Consider the following 18780-nt stretch of genomic DNA (forward strand, 5'->3'; position numbering starts at 1 on the left):
CGCTATTCCGGGCTGTCTATGTCGCTGTTACAGTCCGGTAAAATCCCCCGCCTGATAATAAGCCGAATCGATAAGTTCCTTCTTGACGTTCGACTGCTCGACGACGATGACGTCGGTCTGCTTCGCTTTCACATCGATTCTGCCGTTGTGATAGGAGCCCGTCGTCTCCGGCGTCTCGCCCTCGAGAATCGCGACCGCCATCGCCATCGCGTCCTTCACGAGCGTGCGCACGTCCTTGAATACGGTCATCGACTGCTTGCCGTCAATGATATACTGCACGGAAGCTTTGTCCGCGTCCTGGCCGGTGACGACGTAGCTCGTCACTGCGGAGTCGCTCGCGAACACGTCGGCGATCGAGCGGGACGTTCCGTCGTTCGGGGCGAGAATGACGACGTCGCCCTTCATATCCGCAGCCGCGGCGGTCAGGTGCGTCTGCGCTTTGTTCTTGGCTTCGTTGGCGTCCCAGTTCGTCGTCACCTGGCCGATGATCTTGCTCATCTGGTCGCGGGTCAGCTCGGCCGAAACCTTCAGCGCCTCAGCTTCGCTGGAATTGGCGATCTTGAACGTGCCGTCGGCGATCTTCGGCTGCAGCACCTTCCAGGCGCCCTCGAAGAACAGAAAGGCGTTGTTGTCGGTGGCCGCGCCCGCGTACAGATAGAGAGGCTGGCCGGGGCCTTGGGCATGATCGACGAGGTACTGGGCTTGTGCCGCTCCCACCGCAACGCTGTCGAACGTGACGTAATAGTCGACCGCGTCCGTATTCGTGATCAGCCGGTCGTACGAGATGACCTGGATGCCTTCCTTCTTGGCCGCTTCCACGGCAGCGGCGGCCGCGTCTCCGTCCGGCGGACAGATGATCAGCACTTTGATGCCTTTGTTGATCAGCGTTTCTACGTTTTCCTTCTCCTTGGCGGGAGAGCCCTGGCTGAACAAAATTTCGGTCTTGTACTCCGTGTCCTTGAGCGCATCCTTGAACCGCTGCTCGTCCTGTACCCATCTCTCCTCGTCCTTGGTCGGCAGGACGATGCCTACGCTGATCTTGTTGTCGTTGCCGCTGCAGGCCGAGCCGATAACGGCGAGCAAAATGACGGCAAGCGCTAATGAGATGAATTTCAGGTTTTTCTTCATTTTTGTACCCCTCTCAAAAAATGGTTTCTTGGCCAACAACGACACTATACCATCGGAACGAGAGGATGAAAGCGCTATACGATAGCACTCTTTTGCGACCGTCTATACTTTTTTAAGCTTGTGGCGAGTAGGATGAGCTTAGTCGCGGAACCGAGACTGCGGGCTAAGGCTAAAAAAGTCCTTGGCGCTGCCCGCGCTGCAGGGAGGGGGAGGGGGAGGGGGAGGGCGGGGGAGGGGAAGGTTGTGGGAGGCAGCACTGCTGTCAGGTTAAGCAAACGGTCAAAAGCAGCCTTCATCCAACTCCAGTTGCGCTGATTTTCGACTGATGCGAAGGAGGAGCAGCAACGGAAAGAACCCGACTTGCGATTCCGTTAAAAATATCTCTCAACTGGGACGATTCCTGCTAGTTTCGGGAGATGTTCATGCGCGAGGAGTCCCGACGGTCATCGCGAACAAAGGCCAATTCACGCCTACCCACGCCAACTTGCGCCGACCCACCTCAGCACACTCCAACTCGCGCCAACGCGCTCCACCCCGCCAACTCAAGCTAGCCCGCCAATCCACGACAGCCCACCAACCTACGCCAACACTCCAGCACACTCCAACTCGCGCCAACGCGCTCCACCCCGCCAACTCAAGCTAGCCCGCCAATCCACGACAGCCCACCAACCTACGCCAATACTCCAGCACGCCCCAACTAGCGCCAACGCGCTTCACCCCGCTAACGTAACGGTTGCCAGCGCGGCTAATCGTGCCGTTTTCGCAGTACGGAGATTGTAACGGTTGCAGCAGCGGCTATTTCAGCCGAAACGCGCCGTTTCGCTCGATAACCCCAAAATAAGCGCGGTGGCAACCGTTAGCTTTTTCTTTTTCGAGAAAACGATCGATTAAGCGCCACTGCAACCGTTAGACGTTGCAGGCAGGATGCGCGCCCTCGATTAGCATGCGACAATGGCGGAGTTCTGACGCTATTAGCGAACAAAGGTAGCTCACGCCAACTTTGCGCCAACCCGCTAACGTAACGGTTGCCAGCGCGGCTAATCGTGCCGTTTTCGCAGTACGGAGATTGTAACGGTTGCAGCAGCGGCTATTTCAGCCGAAAACGCGCCGTTTCGCTCGATGACCCCAAAATAAGCGCGGTGGCAACCGTTAGCTTTTTCTTTTTCGAGAAAACGATCGATTAAGCGCCACTGTAACCGTTAGACATTGAAGGCAGGATGCGCGCCGCCGATCGCATACTATCGATCGCATACCATCGATCTCATACGACAACGGCATTGGCATAACCTGACGACATTGGGGAGCAAGCGGTAGGCAGGCGGGGCAATGCAGTCGGAGCCGTTTGTTTCACCGTTGCGGACGCAGTCGACGATTCCGGTAACGGAAGTCGTAGGGGATGAAGAAAAGGGGAAAGTAATAAGGTTGCTCCGGCTGAGAGTTGCTCCGGCTGAGAACGAACGCCCGCGTATTGAGATAAATCGATCGTCGTCCGGGGCATATCCGCAATAAGGGGATGGAAAGCAAGCCTGGCTTGCCCGCATCGTCCATCAGCGATAATGGCCCAGCCCGTCCGTCTCGTACGCGCAGAACTAGTCGTATTCGGGGCAACGGTCAGTTCGTCATCGAACGGCGCTTCGTCCCTTCGTCATTTCGCCAGTAGGCATATACGAGCCTGACGAAGAAGCAAAGGGAATCTAGCTCGAAATTGCGTTCCCGTACCTGCGGCGGCGGCACGGGAACGTCCGTGACGTCCGCCGCGTCCCGGTGGCAGCCGTTCGGCTCTTCGTTGATGGCGTTGGCCTAAGAGCGTGCAGCACACACGCCGCCTGGCGCTGAACGAGTCAGAGAACGATAGGGCAATCTCCTCCCTTCGGCCGCTTGCGGAATGTAATGGAACATCTGCTCGACCGAATCCCGAAGCCGCATCGCCGGAATTTATCTCCCGTAACGACGAAAGCCGTTCCGTCCTCGCACTGCTTGGTCGTCGTCTCCAGCGTATTCGGTAACAATTGCGGAACAGGCGGAGCAAACCAGGCAGCCCTCCAGCCAGCTCTCCGCTTTCTCCAAAACGACTTTCACCTTGGAGGCAGCTACACGGAGGCAGCTCCACGGAAGGCAGCTCCTCGGAAGGCAGCTCACGGAGGGCAGCTTATGCTTCTGGTGCATGGAGGCTCATTGTCTTCCTTTCCGACGCGCCGATTCCTCGCACGCAACGACCCGCAGCTCGGCCGTATTGAGGCTGGCGGAGCTGCCGCCGATTCCGACGACGAACAGGCCGGGCTCGACCTCGCCTCCCTTGTCCGGGTGAAGGAGCTGCAGCGCTTCTTTGCCTAGCGGGAACGCCACTTCCACGGACTCCCCGGGCTCCAGATAAACTTTGCAAAAGCCCTTCAGCTCCCGTTCCGGCCGCGTGTACGTCGAAACGACGTCGGTCACGTACAGCTGAACGACTTCGGCCCCGGCCCTACTGCCGGTATTCGCGACGGTCACGGCCGCGTTCGTCGTTTCGTTCGCCGCGATACGGTCCGAGCCGAGCCGAATCGGGCCGTAGGAGAAGGAGGTGTAGCTGAGCCCGTGTCCGAACGGGTATTGCGGCGTCAGATCGTACTCCAGATATCGCTTGCCCCGGGTCCGCTTCCCGTAATACGCCAAAGGCAGCTGACCTTCGTGGCGCGGAATCGTAATCGTCAGCTTCCCGGACGGGTTGGCGTCTCCGAACAGCAAATCGGCGATGCCGTTGCCGCCTTCCTGTCCGGGATACCACGCCTCGAGAATCGCGTCGGCGTGCTCGTCGATCCAGGGCTCGACGATCGGGCGGCCGTTGATATACACGACGACGAGCGGCTTGCCCGCCTCCTTCAGATGTTGGGCAAGCTCAAGCTGCACGCCCGACAGGCGGAGAGACACGCGGTCGATCCCTTCGCCGCAATCCATGTCGCTTTCGGCCGAGTCGCTGACGACGGAAGCGCCGGTCCGAAGATCAATGGTGCCTTCCCCGAAATCCCTGGCGCTGGAGCCGCCGAGGACGAGCACGGTCAGATCCGCTTCCTCGGCCGCCGACCGCGCCCGCTTGAAGCCTTCCTTGGACTGCCCGCGAACGCTGCAGCCCGGCGCGTACAGCACTTCCGCCGATGTCCCCTTCAGCTTCCCGGCGATCCCGTCCAATACGGTTGCGACGCGTTCTCTCGCTTGCGGGGACGTGTAATCGCCCAGCTGGTTGTACATCCGGTCGGCATTCGGACCGACGACGGCGATTTTGCGAATCGCATCCGCCCGCAGAGGCAGCGTCGCCCCCTCGTTCTTGAGCAGCACCGTTCCTTCCGCCGCGGCCTGCCGCGCCAGGCTCCGGTGCTCCGCCCGGCCGATGACCGCCGCGCTCCTGTCCGGGTCGGCGTAGGGACGCTCGAACAGGCCAAGCCGGAACTTGGCCGTCAGTACCCGCAGTACGGCTTCGTCCAGCTCGTCGGACGATACGAGCCCTTTCTCCAAGGCGCTCTTCAGATGGCGGCCGAACATGCTCCCCGACATTTCCATGTCGACGCCGGCCCGCAGCGCAAGCGCCGAAGCCTCCGCTCCGTCCTCGGCCGATTGGTGCCCGTTCGCCAGCATATCGACGGCTCCGCAATCGGTAATAACGAAGCCGTCGAACCCCCACTGCCCGCGCAGCACGTCGGTCAGCAGATAACGGTTCGACGTGCACGGAACGCCGTCGATCTCGTTGTACGCCGGCATAATGGACAAAGCTCCCGCCTGAACGCCCTTGCGAAAAGGCGGAAGATCGATCTCGTGCAGCTCGCGCGGCCCGATACGAGCGGGCGCTCCGTTGCGCCCGCCTTCGGAGGCTCCGTACGCCGCAAAATGCTTTAGCGTGACGCCGAGGCTGTCGGGTGCGTCGAGTCGCTCTCCTTGCATGGAAGTTACGGCCGCGGCGGCCATCTCGCCGGCAAGATAAGGATCTTCCCCGTAGCATTCCTCCGTTCTGCCCCATCTCGGATCCCGAACGACGTCCAATACCGGCGAATAGGTGACCGCTCCGCCCTGCACGCGCGTCTCCAGCGCCACGGCCCGGCAGATCCGCTTGTACAGCTCGACGTTCCACATGCTTCCCATCGACAGAGGAACCGGGAATACCGTCGCGCCGATCGCCATATGGCCGTGAGAGCATTCCTCTCCGAACAGAATCGGAATGCGCAGACGGGAAGCCTCCAGGGCGAATCTTTGAATGACGTTGACCGCCTCCGCCCCTTCGCGGGGCGACAGTCCGGTGCGGAGCGTGACGCCCGTCCACGGGTCCGCCCGCAGCGTGCCGTACAGCGAGCCGACGCCCCGGCTGCGAACCTCTTCCTTGAATGCGTCCGTCAGCTTGACCGGACCTCCGTCCGGATTTCTTTCGTACGTTTTCCAGCCGAACAGCTGAGTCAGTTGGCCGATCTTCTCGTCGACGTTCATGAGCCCGAGCAGGGCCGAGGCCCTGCCCGCCGGAGACAACCCGCTATCCAAATGCTCCATCCTACTCTCCCCTTTCGCTCGAGCTCCCTCAGCCAGCAAGGCCGCTCCCCCCTCTGGAGACCGGTCTTGCTGGCGGACGGCGCTATCTTTATTATCGGTTTGCCAGCCATTCCTTGAACTGCTTCTCGTATTCGGCGACGACCCTGTCCAGCCCGGCGGCCTTCATGTTGGCCAGCACCTTGTCGAACGCCTGCTCGCAGCTGACGACGCCGAAGCGACGCTGGTCTTCATTTCGGCTACCGTGTTGGCATATTCCGCCGCCACGTTCGTCGGGTCGAAATGAAAGCCGATCGTGATGCTGTTCAGCGTATCCTCGGTTAGGAGGCTCCTTATCGGTTCGGTGAAGGAGTAACGCGGCGGTTCAATGGAGGTAGAGGCATCGCCGCCGCCGATGCCCGACTGAGGAGAGGCGAAGCTTTTCTTATGGCCGTGAAGAAGAAGACCGCTCCGGACAGGCTATTCGCCTGTCCGATACACGTCTTCGCGGGAATGGAAGCCGTCGGCGACAATCGTCTCGTCGATGTTGGACCGGTCGACGGCGATCGGCGGAAGCAGCACGGACGGCACTTCGATCTTGCCGTTGTTGATTTTCCGGGGCGCGTCCACGTTCTCTCCCCGGGCCAGCCTGACGGCCAGCTCTGCCGCCTTGTCGGCGAGCGACCGGATCGGCTTGTATGCGGTCATCGTCTGCGTGCCGTCTACGATCCGCTGCACGCCGGCCAGCTCCGCGTCCTGGCCGGCGACCGGAATCCGGCCGGCCAGCCCCTGCTCCTCAAGCGCCTGTATGACGCTGCCCGCCGTGGCGTCGTTGGCAGCGATCACCGCGTCTATCCGGTTGCCGTTGGCGCTCAGCGCGTCTCTCATGTTGGACAGCGCGTTGGCCGGCAGCCAGTCCTTCGTCCACTGGTCGTAGACGACCGTAATGTCGCCGCGGTTGATCAAAGGCTGCAGCACGTTAAACACGCCCTTCTTGAGCAGGTGGGCGTTGTTGTCCGTATCCGCGCCTCCGATATATACGTATTTGCCCTTCGGAACGAGCTTCGTTATCGCGGCCGCCTGAAGCTCGCCGACCTTCTCGTTATCGAAGGAAACGTACAGGTCGATATCCGCGTTCTTGATCAGACGATCGTAGGACAGCACCCGAATGCCCGACGAATGGGCCTTCTTGACGATAGCCGCCATCGCTTCCGCGTCGTGCGGAACGACGACGAGAATGTCGACCCCCTGGCCGATCAGCGTCTCGGCCTGTTCGATCTGCTTCGCGTCGTCTCCGTTGGCGGCCATCACGCTCGCCTCCGCGCCCAGCGCCTCCACTGCCCGCTTGAACAAATCCCGATCCTTCAGCCATCGTTCCTCCTGCAGCGTATCCATGGAGAAGCCGACTTTGATTTTGCGTTCTTCTCCCGTTCTCTCCGGCCCAAGACCGCCGCCGGGGTCCGCGGCGAACGGGGATGCGGCGGCTGGCGGCGATGCGCCTCCGCTGTCCGTCCCTTCGCAAGCCGCAAGCCAGCAGACCGACGCCAGCACCAATGCCTGTATCGTTTTAAACGTTCCGTACGACAGCCTCACGGACATCTCCTCCTTTTTTCCGGCCGTCTTCGCTCTGCGCGCCTCTGTCCTCTTCCCTCGGGACGCCCGTTCATCCCCGCCTCACCGGCAGCGTCCTGCGGTATTCGGTCGGAGTGACGCCGCACGTTTTTCTGAACACCTTGCTGAAATAATTCGGATCATGGTAGCCGACTTCGAACGTAATCTCCTTCAGGCTCTTGTCCGGATCCGTCATCAGCCTCTTCGCCTTGTCGATCCGGCATTCGGTCAGAAAGTCGATATAGTTGACGCCCAGCTGTTCCTTGAACATTTTGCTGATCGAGTACGGGCTAAGGTCGAATCTCCTGCCGATGGCCTCCAGCGTGATGTCCTCGTGCGAATGCTCGGCGATATACCTCTCGATGAGCCGTACCGTATCCGGCTCCAGCGCGGCTTGGCGCTCCTCGTGGGCTTGGCGCATTCGCTCCACCAGCAGCCCCGCTTCGGCGATAAGCTGCCGGTAATCCTGAGCTTGGAAGGAATAGATCGGCGTATCCGTCTCGACGCCCATCTCCAGCATAACCCGCGAGACGATCCAGAGCAGCTCCAGCACGCGCTGCTGAGCCTGCAGCAGATCGGCTCCCTCGTTCTCGCAGCTGCGAACGAAGTTCAGAACGTCCGCCTCGATCCGCTCCCACTGACCGAGGCGGATGTGCTCGAAAAATCGCTTCTCCCGCTGCTTGGCATAGGAGCCGTCCCGAACGGCGCCGAGCAGGGGCACGTCCTCGTAGAAGCGATATTTCACCGGAAGCGACGAATTCGCCGAAGCGATCAGCGCTTCCTGATACGATTGTCGGATCTGGCTGAGCGACGCGCAGACGCCGCCGATGCCGACGAACCAGCCCGCACCGGACTCCGCTCCCGCCGCGGACAGCAGCTCCCTGGCCAAGGCGATCGCTTGGGACCGGAACGACAGCCCCGGATCCCGGAACGCGACGATCGGGATCTGTCTGCCGTACATCGCTCCTACCCAGCCGCTGCCCGCCTTTCGGATCTTCTCTTTGACCGCGGGATATCGGCTTTCCGAGCCGGGCGGCAGCAGGACGATCATCGCGAAGCGCTCGTTCGTCGTTCTCGAGCCGAGCAGGCCGATCAATTCGTCCAGGTGAACGTCATGCACATGATCGAACAGCAGCTGCGTGACGACATCGGTCTCGACGAGCGGCATCGTCCTGCGCAGGGCGTCCCGCTGAAGCCGCTCCTCCTCCTGCGATTGACGCTCCTCCTCGATCTCCTTCAACACTTTGCCGACGGTCTCGACGATGTCCGCCGCCTTGCTCGGCTTAAGCAAGTAATCCTTGACTCCCAGCTTGATCGCGGAGCGGGCGTATTCGAACGTATCGTAAGCCGTCACCATAACGAATTTGACTTCAGGACGCACCGCCTGAATCCGCTCGACCGCCTCTAGTCCGCTCATGCCCGGCATCCGGATATCCATCAGAACGACGTCCGGCCGCCACTCCTCGGCCATCCGCAGGGCCAGTCTTCCGTTCTTCGCTTCGGCGATCTCCAGGCCGGGATAGCTTCTCCCCAGAATGGCCCGCAGCCCCTCCCGCTCGATCTGCTCGTCATCCACGATCAGAAGCTTGATCATACGTTCCGCTCTCCCTTGCTTTCGGAATGCTAAGTACGACTTTCGTGCCGCGTCCCGGCCCGCTCTCGATATCGATGACGTCCTCGCGACCGTAGAACAGCCGGAGCCGCCGGACGACATTGCTGAAGCCGATTCCGGTCGTATGGCCGCCTTCCGGGTCGACGGAACGCTCCTCCAGAATCTGCTCGATCCGCTGGCTGGTCATGCCCGGACCGTCGTCCTCGATCTCCACCGCCACCCGCTCCGGTTCGTCGACAACGCGAAACCAGATCGAGCCGCCCTCCTCCTCCGGCTCGACCGCATAGATGACAGCGTTCTCAACAATCGGCTGCAGCGTCAGACCGGGAAGCTGGACGTGCAGGCAAGTCTCGTCGATGTCCGTATGAAACTTCAGACGTTCGGTAAACCTGGCCTTCTGAATTTCAATATATTGGCGAAGCACCCTGACTTCATCGTAGAGCGTCACGGAACGATCCAGCCGCTTCAGATTGTAGCGCAGCAAGGACGCGACGCCGGCCAGCAAATCGCTCGTCTCCTGCGAGCCTTCCAGATAGGCTTTCTTGGACAGCGTGTTCAGCGTGTTGAACAGAAAATGCGGATTGATCTGACTCTGCAAGCTGCGAAGCTGGCTCTCCTGGAGGAGCAGCTTGCTCTGCTGAAGCTCGCGCTCGAGCTGGGCTTTCTGCTGGATCTCCGAGATCAGGTTGTTGATGCTGATGCGCATTCGATCGAACGTTCTGGCGAGAAAGGAGATTTCGTCATTCGATTCCACTTCGATCCGCAGATCGAATCGGCCCCGGGAAAGCTCCTTGGCCGCCTGGGTCAGCTTCGACACCGGTCTCGTAATGCTGAGAGAGAAAGCGTAAGTAAACAGAAGGAGCAGAAACGTAATGAGCAGCAGCAGCCAGATGCCGAGCTTCTTCAGCTCCGAGGACTGTTCGATAATGCCGCGATAGAATCTGTCGTAGGTTTTCAGCTCGATGTCGAGCAGCGTAAGCGTCATCTCGGAGATGTACTTGGAGATGCGCGTCGCTTCGGCGAACGCATTGGCGGAGTCTGCCGTTTCCTTCTTCGACTGGAACATCAGCGAGCGGTCCGTCGTCTCGACGAAGCTGTCGATCAGGTTCATGTAGTTGGTCAATGCGAACGCATTGTCCGCGTTCTTCAAGTCGATCACAGCGATTCGCGCCTTGCGGAGCTTCTCCTTGTTCTGCTCAAGAAGCGACCGATTCGCCAGCGACGGCGAGAGCAAATAGTTGTTGAGCGCGGTAATCGTCTGCTGGCTGGCGGTCGTCACTTCGTTCATGCGCAAATACCGCTGCAGAATATCGTTGTACTGGTTTTGGGTTTTCTGGTTGTAGTAGGTGAGGGCGATCCAGATGGCCGCCATAATGAAGAGAACGATCGCGACGAGCGTCCATATTTTTTTCTGGATGCCGCTCATCGCGCGTCGGCCGCCTTCAGCAAGCGAATGTCGGTGAAGTAGCCTTCCGTGTTGAGGGGAACCGTCCGGCCGCTTAGCCATTCGATCATCAGATTCACGCCGATCCTTCCCATCGTCTCGGGGGATTGCTCGAACATGCCGTCGAGCTTGCCTTGCTTAAGCAGCAGCAGCGAATCCGGGCTGTCGTCGAACGTGTAGATATGGTACGGCTCGACGCGAGATCGCCGGCCGATCTCCTGGATCATCGCTTCCGCCGCATTCGCATGGACGGCGACGAACGCCCGCACGTCCGGAAGCCGGTTCATCAGATCCTGCGTCGCCGCGATGATCCGCTCCCTCGCATCGGGCGTCTCCGCGTATTCCGTCCGGATGCCCGGATAATGCTTCAGGACGTCGTAGATGCCGTTCAACCTCTGCTGCTGATCGTGCTCCCGGCGGCTGTCGCCCAGCAGCACGACGGTTCCTTCCGTCCCCATGTCGGACAGCAGCTGCCGGGCGATCAACCGGCCGGCCAGATCGTGATTGGAGCCGACGTAAGTCCGTCTCAGACTGTCCGCCATCGGCACGTCGTTCGCCACGGTTATGATCGGGATGCCGTAGAAAGCGGCCTTGACCTTCGTCAGCTGCTTGAACTCCTCCGTATCGAGCCCCTGCACGAGAATGCCGTCCACCTTGGAGTCGATGGCGATCTCGATTTTCTTCAAAAAGTCCTCCTGGTTCTTGCCGTAGCTCCCCCAGATCTCGATGCTGGCCCCGGCTTGCCCGGCAGCCTCCAGCGCTCCGGCTCCGACCTGATCCCAGAACGGAGTTTCCAGCTCCCGGGTAATCAGAACGAGACGGTACTGCGCCGGCTTCTCCTCCGAAATGCCCGGCAGCCGCCAATCGGAGCGGAACGCCTTCTCCGCCGATACGAACGTAAAATAGAAAAGAACGACGCCTACGATACCGAGCGCAAGCATAACCGTTTTACGCAAGTGGACATTCTCCGTTTCCTGTATAGAATCCGTCCGTCTGCCGCCGTTCATGGACTGCTGGCGTACGGGCGCCCCTTATCCGACCCCCGCCCTGCCCCGGGAATGCCGGACGAGCTCTTCGTAATACCCGTGAAGCTGGAGCAATTGCGCGTGGTCGCCCTCCTCGACGATCTTCCCTCCGCGCATCACGATGATGCGATCGGCATGAACGATCGTCGACAGCCGATGGGCGATGACGATCGTCGTGCGATGCTCTGAAACGACGCGAAGCGCGTTCTGGACGAGCTGCTCGGTATAGGAATCGAGATTGGCGGTCGCTTCGTCCAGGATGAGAATTTTCGGCTGGAATACGATAATTCGCGCGAAGGAGATGAGCTGCCGCTCCCCGGCGGACAGACCGCTCCCTCGTTCCGACAAGCGGGTGTCGTAGCCGTCCCGCATTTTACCGATCAGTTCGTCCGCTCCGACGAACCGGCAAGCGCGCTCGACCTCCTCTCTGGCGATCGACTCGTCGAACATCCGCACGTTGTCGACAATGCTGCCCGAGTATAAATACGGCTCCTGCTGCACGAGCCCGATCAGGCGGTGCAATTGCTGCTGGGCGATATCCCGCACATCCGTACCGTCGATGCGGACGCTGCCCTGGCGAACGTCGTAGAAACGGCAGAGCAAGCCGATCAGCGTGCTTTTGCCGGCACCGGTCGCGCCTACGACGCCGATCATCTCGCCGGGCTTGATCGAGAGGCTCAGGTCGTGAATGACCGGCTGCCCCTTCTCATAGTAAAAATGAACGCGGTGAAAGTCGATCCGCCCGCGCACCGACTTCGGATCTACTACTGCGGGAACCGGGGCGTCCTTCACCTCGGGCTCCAGGGAAAATACGCTCCAAATGCGGTTCGCGGAGACGGTGGCCGACTGCAGCGTGTTCCACTGCTGAGTGATCGTGCTGATCGGCTGGAAAAACAGGCGAATATAAGTAATAAACGCGTACAGGACGCCGAACTCGACATTCCCTTGAAATACCGCGTTCCCGCCCAGCCAGATTACAAAGGCGATCGCCAGCCCTCCGAGAATGTCGAAGGAACGGTTAAACAGGACGCTCGTGCCGACTTCGCTAAGGTTGGCGCCGAAATACGCCCGATTGCGATCGGCAAACCGGCTTTTCTGCTCCTTTTCCTGATGGAACGCCTGAATGAGACTCATCCCCGCCAGATTCTCGGCCGCGAAGGAAATTAACCGGGACAGCGCCGACCTCGCTCTCTGGTACGTCTTTCTCATATGGCGGCGAAAGCCGATGGCGATCAGGAAGATGACCGGAATCAAAATGAGGCAGTATATCGTCAGCTCGACATCGAGATGGAACATGAACGCGACGATGAAGATCAGCGTGAGCCCGTCGCGCATGAGGCTCAGCAGCACCTGCGAGAAAAACTGGTTCAGCGATTCGGTATCGCTGGATACGTGGGTGATCAGGCTTCCGCTCGGCGTCCGGTCGAAGTACGACATCGACAGCCGGGAGATGTGCCGGAACAAATCCTTGCGAATGCGGGCAATGATGCTCTGGGAAGCGTACTGCAGCATATTGTTCATCAAATAGCTGAAAAAGAAGCTCGACACGGACAGCAGAAGATAAATTCCGCACAGGATCAGAAGCATCCGGAAATCGTTCTTGCCGGCCATGATGTTGTCGTCGATCGCCACCTTCACGAGATAAGGCTGGAGCAGATCGGCCGCAACCGCGAGCAGCGTGAGGAAGAAGACGAGAACGAACTGCTTCCGGTGCGGCCTGCCGTATGACAGCAACGAACGAAAGGCCGTCTTCCTGCCGGTCTCAGGCTTATTCGGCATCGCGGCTTCCCTCCTCCTGGATCGCTTGCAGGGCGGCGTACAGCCCCGGTGCGTTGGCCAGCTCCTCATGAGTGCCCTGCTGCACGATTCTTCCCTCGTCCAGCACGACGATCTTGTCGGCATGCTTAAGCGCGCTGATGCGATGGGCGATGACCAGAGTGGTCGAGCCTCTGCGTTCGGCGGAGATGGTGTCGATAATCTTCTGCTCCGTCACCGCATCGACCGCGCTGACGCTGTCGTCCAGAATAAGAATCGGGGCGTTCTTGATCAGACCGCGGGCGAGACTCGTTCGCTGGCGCTGGCCGCCGGACAGCGTAATGCCGCGCTCGCCCAGCTTCGTCTCGAACCGCTCGGGGAACTCGACGATATTGCTGTAGATCTGCGCCTGTCTGGCCGCCTCCTCGACCCGGCTCATGGCGGAGTCTCTCCGGTAGAACGCGATGTTGTCCCGAATCGTCGTGCTGAACAGGAAGCCCTCCTGCGGAACGTAAGCGATCTGGTCCCGCAGGCTCTCCAGCGTCAGCTCCCGGATGTCGACGCCGCCGATGCGGATGGCGCCCTCCGGCGGGTCGTACATCCGGAGCAGCAGCTTCATAAGCGTCGTCTTGCCGCTGCCCGTCTTCCCGAGAATGCCGACGGTCGTGCCCGGCTCGATATCCAGATTCAGATCGTGCAGCGCCTCCAGATCGGAATCGGGATAGGAGAACGTCAAATGGCGGATCCGGATTCCGGCCTGCCGAAGATCGCGCGCCTGTGCCTGCTCCGACTCCCGGATCTCTCCCTCCTTGGCCAGCAGCTCGTTGATTCTGTCGAGAGAGGCGCGCGACCGCTGCATCGTGTTAATAACGCCGCCAATCTGCTGCAGAGGATTGACCATCATTCGAATATAAAGAGTAAGCGCGACGAAATTGCCCAGCGTAATCCGGTGATGAATCGTCAAATAGCCGCCGAAGACGATCGCGACGATGAGCGACAGCGTGCCCAGAAACGGAATCAGCGCCTGAAACAGCGAGGAGACGCGCACGAGCTTCAGCTGCTTCGAGTGGATTCGGTCGACGTCGGCTCCGAAGCGCTCGGCCATGATCTCCTCCGAGGCGAACTTTTTCGTCACCCGTATGCCCCCGAACTGCTCCTCCGCCGACTCCGTCATTTTCCCGAGCGCCTCCTGCACCGACAGCGACCGGGTCCGGATGACCGGCCCGAACACGCTCACCAACCAGGGGATCGCGAGCATCGGAAGAACGCTGGCCGCGATCAAATAGAGCGGGATATCGCTGAGCAGCATCATCGCCACCGCCGACAGAATCAGAATGCCCGAGTTCGTCGACTGGTTGATTCCTCTGGCGATCGCTTCGCGGACTGCGGTCACGTCGTTCATGACGTAGCTGAGCAGCTTGCCCACGCCGTTCTTCGCATAGAAATGCTCGCCCAAAGTCATGAAGTGATCGAACAGTCTCCCTCTCGTAAAAAACTCGAACAAGCGCCCGAGCCGCATGACGATATATTGGCCCAGCCCGGCAAGCGCTCCGTACGCTATAGCTACCGCCAGCAGCAGAAGGCTGTATTCGACGATATGAGAGGACGTGAGCAGGTTTTGCTGAAGCCGATCGGTAAAGCTTCCAATCAAACGCGGGTACAACGACTGCACGACGTTGCCCGCGGCCATGCACAGCATCGCCAGAACGTAATAAGGCCACTTTCCTTTCAAGTAATCGACGAGTACGCGCTGCGAACTCAATCGGCATCACTTCCTTTTTCTGAACCGGCTGCCGAACAACGGGGCGATTCCCCTCAATATACTTCTATCATAACATGTTCGGCGCAAACGTCACCCCCTCCTGCTCGTCCGGCTGTGCCGCCCTGTCCCGAATCCCGACCGGAATCCCCGTCGTCGTACTCTTCTGAAAGACGCCTAAATGATATAAAAAAGCCATCAGCGGCTGAAGCTGTACTACGGGCCGCGATGCGGCTTGTCGGTGCGAAGCGTCCCGCGCGTCGGCACGGTCGTCCGAATCTCCTTCCGTCTGCTGCCCGATGCTTTTACAGATTCCTAGGGTTGGAGTAGAATACTATTAAGGTTTAATCCCTACCTTCATGTCACAACCAGAAAAGCAGTGATGATAGATTGAAGCGAGCTAGCGCGGCGGTTAGAAGTCGAGCGGACTTGTGGTTGAATAAGTATTTTACGGGGAGCTCGATGGATTACAAGCAGATCTTCGGGATCACCCTGCCGATCTTCGTCGATACTTCGTTCATCGTCCTGATGGGCCTCCTGAATACGGCGATGATCAGCTCCTCCGGCGTCGCCGCGATCAGCGCGGTCAGCACGGTCGATACGCTCAACATTTTTATGATTAGCGTATTTATCGCCGTGGCGACCGGAGGAACGGTCATCGTCGCGCAATACAAGGGCAGCGGGAATCACAGCATGGTATGCCGCGCCGCCGCGCAGGCGATCGTGGCGGTGACCGCCTTCGCCCTGTTGATCAGCGTCGCGGTCGCTCTGTTTCATTCGCAGACGTTAAATCTGTTGTTCGGCAGCGCCGATGAAGACGTGATGGGCAAGGCGACGATCTTCCTGATCGGAAGCTGTATCTCGTTTCCTTTTCTGGCCGTGCAGCAGGCCGTTGCCGGCGTATTAAGAGGCGTAGGAGAAACGAAAGCGAGCCTGGTCCTCTCGGTGATCATGAACCTCGCTTATTTTCTTTTGAATTTCGTGCTGATCAAAGGCTTCGATATGGGCATCGTCGGCCTCTCCGTCTCCCTCATTGCAGCCCGGGCGATCGGCGCGGCCGCTTCCTTCGTCTATTTGCTGAAATATAACCATACGCTGCAATTCAAGATGAAGCGGATGTTCAAGCTGGACGTTGGCATTCTGAAAAAAATTATGTTCGTCGGTCTCCCGTTCGCCGCCGAGCAGCTGTTCTTCAACGGCGGCAAATTGCTGACGCAAACGTTCATCGTTCAGCTCGGCACGCTGGCGATGACCGCCAACGCGATCGCCGGCTCGATCTCCATGCTGCTGCAGATCGGCGGCACCACGCTGAGCGTGGCGATCGTGACGGTCGTCGGCCAATGCATCGGCAGCAAAAATATTCAGGACGCGAGGAAGTTCATCAAATCCTTCCTCGGCTTTTCCGTCCTGCTTTTTGTGCTGCTCGCCGGCGTTATCCTCCCTTTGTTCCCGATGCTGATGCGGCTGTACGCCTCTCCGGACGAGATCGTGCCTACGATCTTTGCCCTGGTGCTGCTGATCTCGATCTCGCAGCCGCTGCTCTGGGCGCTGAGCTTCGTGCTGCCCGCGGCGCTGCGGGCCGCCGGAGATTCGAATTTCACGTCCGTCGCCTCCCTTCTTACGATGTGGCTGTTCCGGATCGTTCTCGGTTATATTCTGGGCATTCCTCTCGGCATGGGCATTATGGGCATCTGGGTCGCGATGGTCGCCGAATGGGGCGTGCGCGGCGTCATCTTCGGCTTGCGGTTTAAGGGCGACAAATGGTATCGGCATAAGCTGGTATAGCTGTTCCCGCCCCTTGCTCCTGCGCCGCCCCGCGGATCGGCCGCCTCGAAGCTCCTGTCTTCGATACAAATGTGGCAGCGGAGTGCGGCGGCTTTCTGGCGCTTACCGATCTTGATCCGGAACCGCATGTCCATCGACGGGTCAGCGGGAAGCCCCTTCCCCCCGGGGTGCCCACTCTACTTCGATCTCGCACGAGACCGTGCGGCGCTCTCCCGGGCGAAGCGTCTGAAGCCCTGTCACGTCCGGACCGAGCGGGAGGTTAAACGCGTTGGTTACGCAGGTATACGGCTCGGGACACAGATAACCTCCCTGACCGTCACCGTTGTGCAGCACCCAGTGCCGGAAAGTCTCGTCCGTCCGGTACGTGACCCGGAGGCCGGCTTCCCGGTCCGTCAGCACCGCTTCATTCCTCCCTTCGCCTGCGGCCTGGAAAACATCGTCCAGCAGGACGCCCTTTAACGGCATACCCTCCCGCAGCGGTCCGCATCGCGGATCGTTCTCGAGCCGCCCCGTCGGGAGCAGCCGCTCGTTCAGCTGCCAGCGGCGGCCAACCGTTGCGCTGAACAGGCACGACTCGGCTTCCGCCCGATCGCCGAACGGAAAGCGGAACGTCGTATGATAGCCCAGTCCCCACGGGAACACGATGCCGCTCTCGTTGAGGATTTCCACGGTCTGCGTCAATACGGAGCCCTTCAGCGCCAGCGTCATCGTCAGGCGAAACGGAGGCGGGAACTGCCTCGTCACCTCGGGATAACGGGAGGAAACCAACTCCGTGACCAGTACGGCTTCGCGTTCGTCTCGTCGGAGCGAGACCGTCTCCCACGGTTTGTCGTGAACGAGCCCGTGGGCATGACAGCCGGTAGCGGCATCGTTCCTATCGAAGCGGTACGCGCTCCCGCCGAAGGAGAACTTCCCGTCCTCGATCCGATTCGGCGGGAAGAGGACGGGAACGCCGAACAGCATCGGCGCCTCCTCGTACTCGTCCAGGGAGGCGGGAATACGCAGAAGCTCCGTTTCCGCCTCCCTGCTCCTCAAGGAGACGACCCGACTTCCCCAGCCGGGCGCAACGACCGCAATCAAATGTTCGTTCTCCAATCGTACGGCCGGCAAACCCAGGAAGTCGGTCTCCCGTGCTTCATGCTCGTTGTCAGGGGGCATCAGATCAGATCCTCTCCACCTGTCCGCTTGCAGCCGAACGATGAATGGCGTCGATCAGTCGAGTATTCAACAAGCCGACCGCCGATCCCGCTTCCGGAGCCGTATCCATGCGGACGTGATCGACGAAGGCATTCAGCATATAGCTGGGAGCCGACGTGAACTGCCCGTTGATCGGCGTTCCGAGGGTGTGCACATGACGATAGGTTCCGCCGGCGTGACGCACCATCTGATCGGCCAGATCGACATACAGCGCTCCCTGGTCGCCGATAATCTCGTATTTGAAATCGTAAATGAGCGGCATCGACTCCGGCAGCACCCAGCTCGTCGTGAAGGCGGCGTTCGTGCCGTCGTCGAAGCTGACGACCGACTGGATGGAGTCGTACGTATCGATGCCCATGCCCGCCAGCTTCTTCTTCGTTCCGACTGCATATACGCTGACAGGCGCGGCCTCGGGCTTCAGCCACAGCGCAATATCGGCCGCATGCGGCAGCAGAAACCAGCCGGGCGACGAACCCTTCGACCACTTCAGCATCTGGGTCGGCACGTAAATCGTGTCGTTCAGCCGGGCGTTCATCGTCAGAAGGCTGCCGAGCTCTCCGCTGCGGACAGCTTCCTTCACAGCGACGAACGGGGAATTCCAGCGGTTCTCGAAGGCGACCATGCACTTGACGCCGGAGCGGACGACCGCTTCATGCATTTCTTCCGCTTCTTCCACCCGGGTCGAGAACGGCTTCTCCACCATGAAGTGCAGGCCGCGTTCGGCGGCCAGCAGCACCGGCTCCCGGTGCAGGAAGTCGGGCGTCGCGATGACCAGCGCATCCAGCTGCTCCTTGTCCAGCATCTCCTTCACGTCGGCATACCCTGGAACGCCGTATTTCTCTACACACTGAGCTAGCGTGGAAGGGAAAGCGTCGCTGACGGCCGTCAGCTGCGCGTACGGATTCTGCAGCAGCGTATCGGCGAACAGCTTGCCGCGAATGCCCATTCCGACAATTCCGAATTGAATCGATTTCATCTT

General features: G+C 60.0%; 14 protein-coding genes. 1 reads left to right on the top strand and 13 read right to left on the bottom strand.

Annotation, left to right across the window (positions count from 1 at the left end):
• Nucleotides 1-27: 27 nt before the first annotated feature.
• From ACFO3S_RS10710 to ACFO3S_RS10760, 11 genes are all read right to left on the bottom strand, one after another.
• A complete protein-coding gene (locus ACFO3S_RS10710; protein ID WP_378095235.1) occupies nucleotides 28-1128 on the bottom strand; it encodes a sugar ABC transporter substrate-binding protein in 1101 nt (366 codons plus the stop codon).
• Nucleotides 1129-2475: 1347 nt separating this feature from the next.
• A complete protein-coding gene (locus ACFO3S_RS10715) occupies nucleotides 2476-2676 on the bottom strand; it encodes a glycoside hydrolase family 125 protein (protein ID WP_465251401.1) in 201 nt (66 codons plus the stop codon).
• Between the two features lie 63 nt (nucleotides 2677-2739).
• Nucleotides 2740-2919 (bottom strand): glycoside hydrolase family 125 protein, encoded by a 180-nt coding sequence (locus ACFO3S_RS10720; RefSeq protein WP_378095423.1) that lies wholly within the window; start codon nucleotides 2917-2919, stop codon nucleotides 2740-2742.
• Nucleotides 2920-3300: 381 nt separating this feature from the next.
• Complete coding sequence (locus tag ACFO3S_RS10725) at nucleotides 3301-5637, bottom strand: glycoside hydrolase family 3 N-terminal domain-containing protein (protein WP_378095239.1); 2337 nt, start codon at nucleotides 5635-5637, stop codon at nucleotides 3301-3303.
• A gap of 91 nt (nucleotides 5638-5728) precedes the next feature.
• Nucleotides 5729-5803, bottom strand: a complete 75-nt coding sequence (locus tag ACFO3S_RS10730) for a DUF3502 domain-containing protein (RefSeq protein WP_378095425.1) — start codon at nucleotides 5801-5803, stop codon at nucleotides 5729-5731.
• A 290-nt stretch (nucleotides 5804-6093) separates the two neighbouring features.
• A complete protein-coding gene (gene xylF, locus ACFO3S_RS10735) occupies nucleotides 6094-7200 on the bottom strand; it encodes a D-xylose ABC transporter substrate-binding protein (RefSeq protein WP_378095427.1) in 1107 nt (368 codons plus the stop codon).
• Between the two features lie 76 nt (nucleotides 7201-7276).
• Nucleotides 7277-8818 carry a response regulator gene (locus ACFO3S_RS10740; RefSeq protein ID WP_378095241.1) on the bottom strand — a complete coding sequence of 514 codons (1542 nt, stop codon included), beginning with the start codon at nucleotides 8816-8818 and terminating at the stop codon, nucleotides 7277-7279.
• Nucleotides 8793-10262: a sensor histidine kinase gene (locus tag ACFO3S_RS10745; protein WP_378095243.1), complete on the bottom strand. Its 1470-nt coding sequence runs from the start codon at nucleotides 10260-10262 to the stop codon at nucleotides 8793-8795. The genes ACFO3S_RS10740 and ACFO3S_RS10745 overlap by 26 nt, the downstream gene beginning before the upstream one ends.
• Nucleotides 10259-11236, bottom strand: a complete 978-nt coding sequence (locus ACFO3S_RS10750; protein WP_378095245.1) for a substrate-binding domain-containing protein — start codon at nucleotides 11234-11236, stop codon at nucleotides 10259-10261. The genes ACFO3S_RS10745 and ACFO3S_RS10750 overlap by 4 nt, the downstream gene beginning before the upstream one ends.
• A 75-nt stretch (nucleotides 11237-11311) precedes the next feature.
• Nucleotides 11312-13084, bottom strand: a complete 1773-nt coding sequence (locus tag ACFO3S_RS10755) for an ABC transporter ATP-binding protein (protein ID WP_378095247.1) — start codon at nucleotides 13082-13084, stop codon at nucleotides 11312-11314.
• Nucleotides 13074-14822, bottom strand: a complete 1749-nt coding sequence (locus ACFO3S_RS10760) for an ABC transporter ATP-binding protein (protein WP_378095249.1) — start codon at nucleotides 14820-14822, stop codon at nucleotides 13074-13076. Before ACFO3S_RS10760 ends, ACFO3S_RS10755 begins: the two co-directional genes overlap by 11 nt.
• Before the next feature lie 459 nt (nucleotides 14823-15281).
• On the opposite strand from ACFO3S_RS10760, the gene ACFO3S_RS10765 reads away from it, so the two are divergent.
• Nucleotides 15282-16604, top strand: coding sequence for an MATE family efflux transporter (locus ACFO3S_RS10765; protein ID WP_378095251.1), 1323 nt, complete (start codon nucleotides 15282-15284; stop codon nucleotides 16602-16604).
• Between the two features lie 141 nt (nucleotides 16605-16745).
• Here the strand turns inward: ACFO3S_RS10765 and ACFO3S_RS10770 are convergent, their stop codons facing one another.
• On the bottom strand, nucleotides 16746-17762 hold the full coding sequence (locus ACFO3S_RS10770) for an aldose 1-epimerase (RefSeq protein WP_378095253.1): 1017 nt from the start codon (nucleotides 17760-17762) through the stop codon (nucleotides 16746-16748).
• Between the two features lie 4 nt (nucleotides 17763-17766).
• On the bottom strand, nucleotides 17767-18777 hold the full coding sequence (locus ACFO3S_RS10775) for a Gfo/Idh/MocA family protein (protein ID WP_378095255.1): 1011 nt from the start codon (nucleotides 18775-18777) through the stop codon (nucleotides 17767-17769).
• Nucleotides 18778-18780 lie beyond the last annotated feature (3 nt).

This window comes from Cohnella hongkongensis (assembly GCF_042654645.1).
GTDB lineage: Bacteria > Bacillota > Bacilli > Paenibacillales > Paenibacillaceae > Cohnella > Cohnella hongkongensis.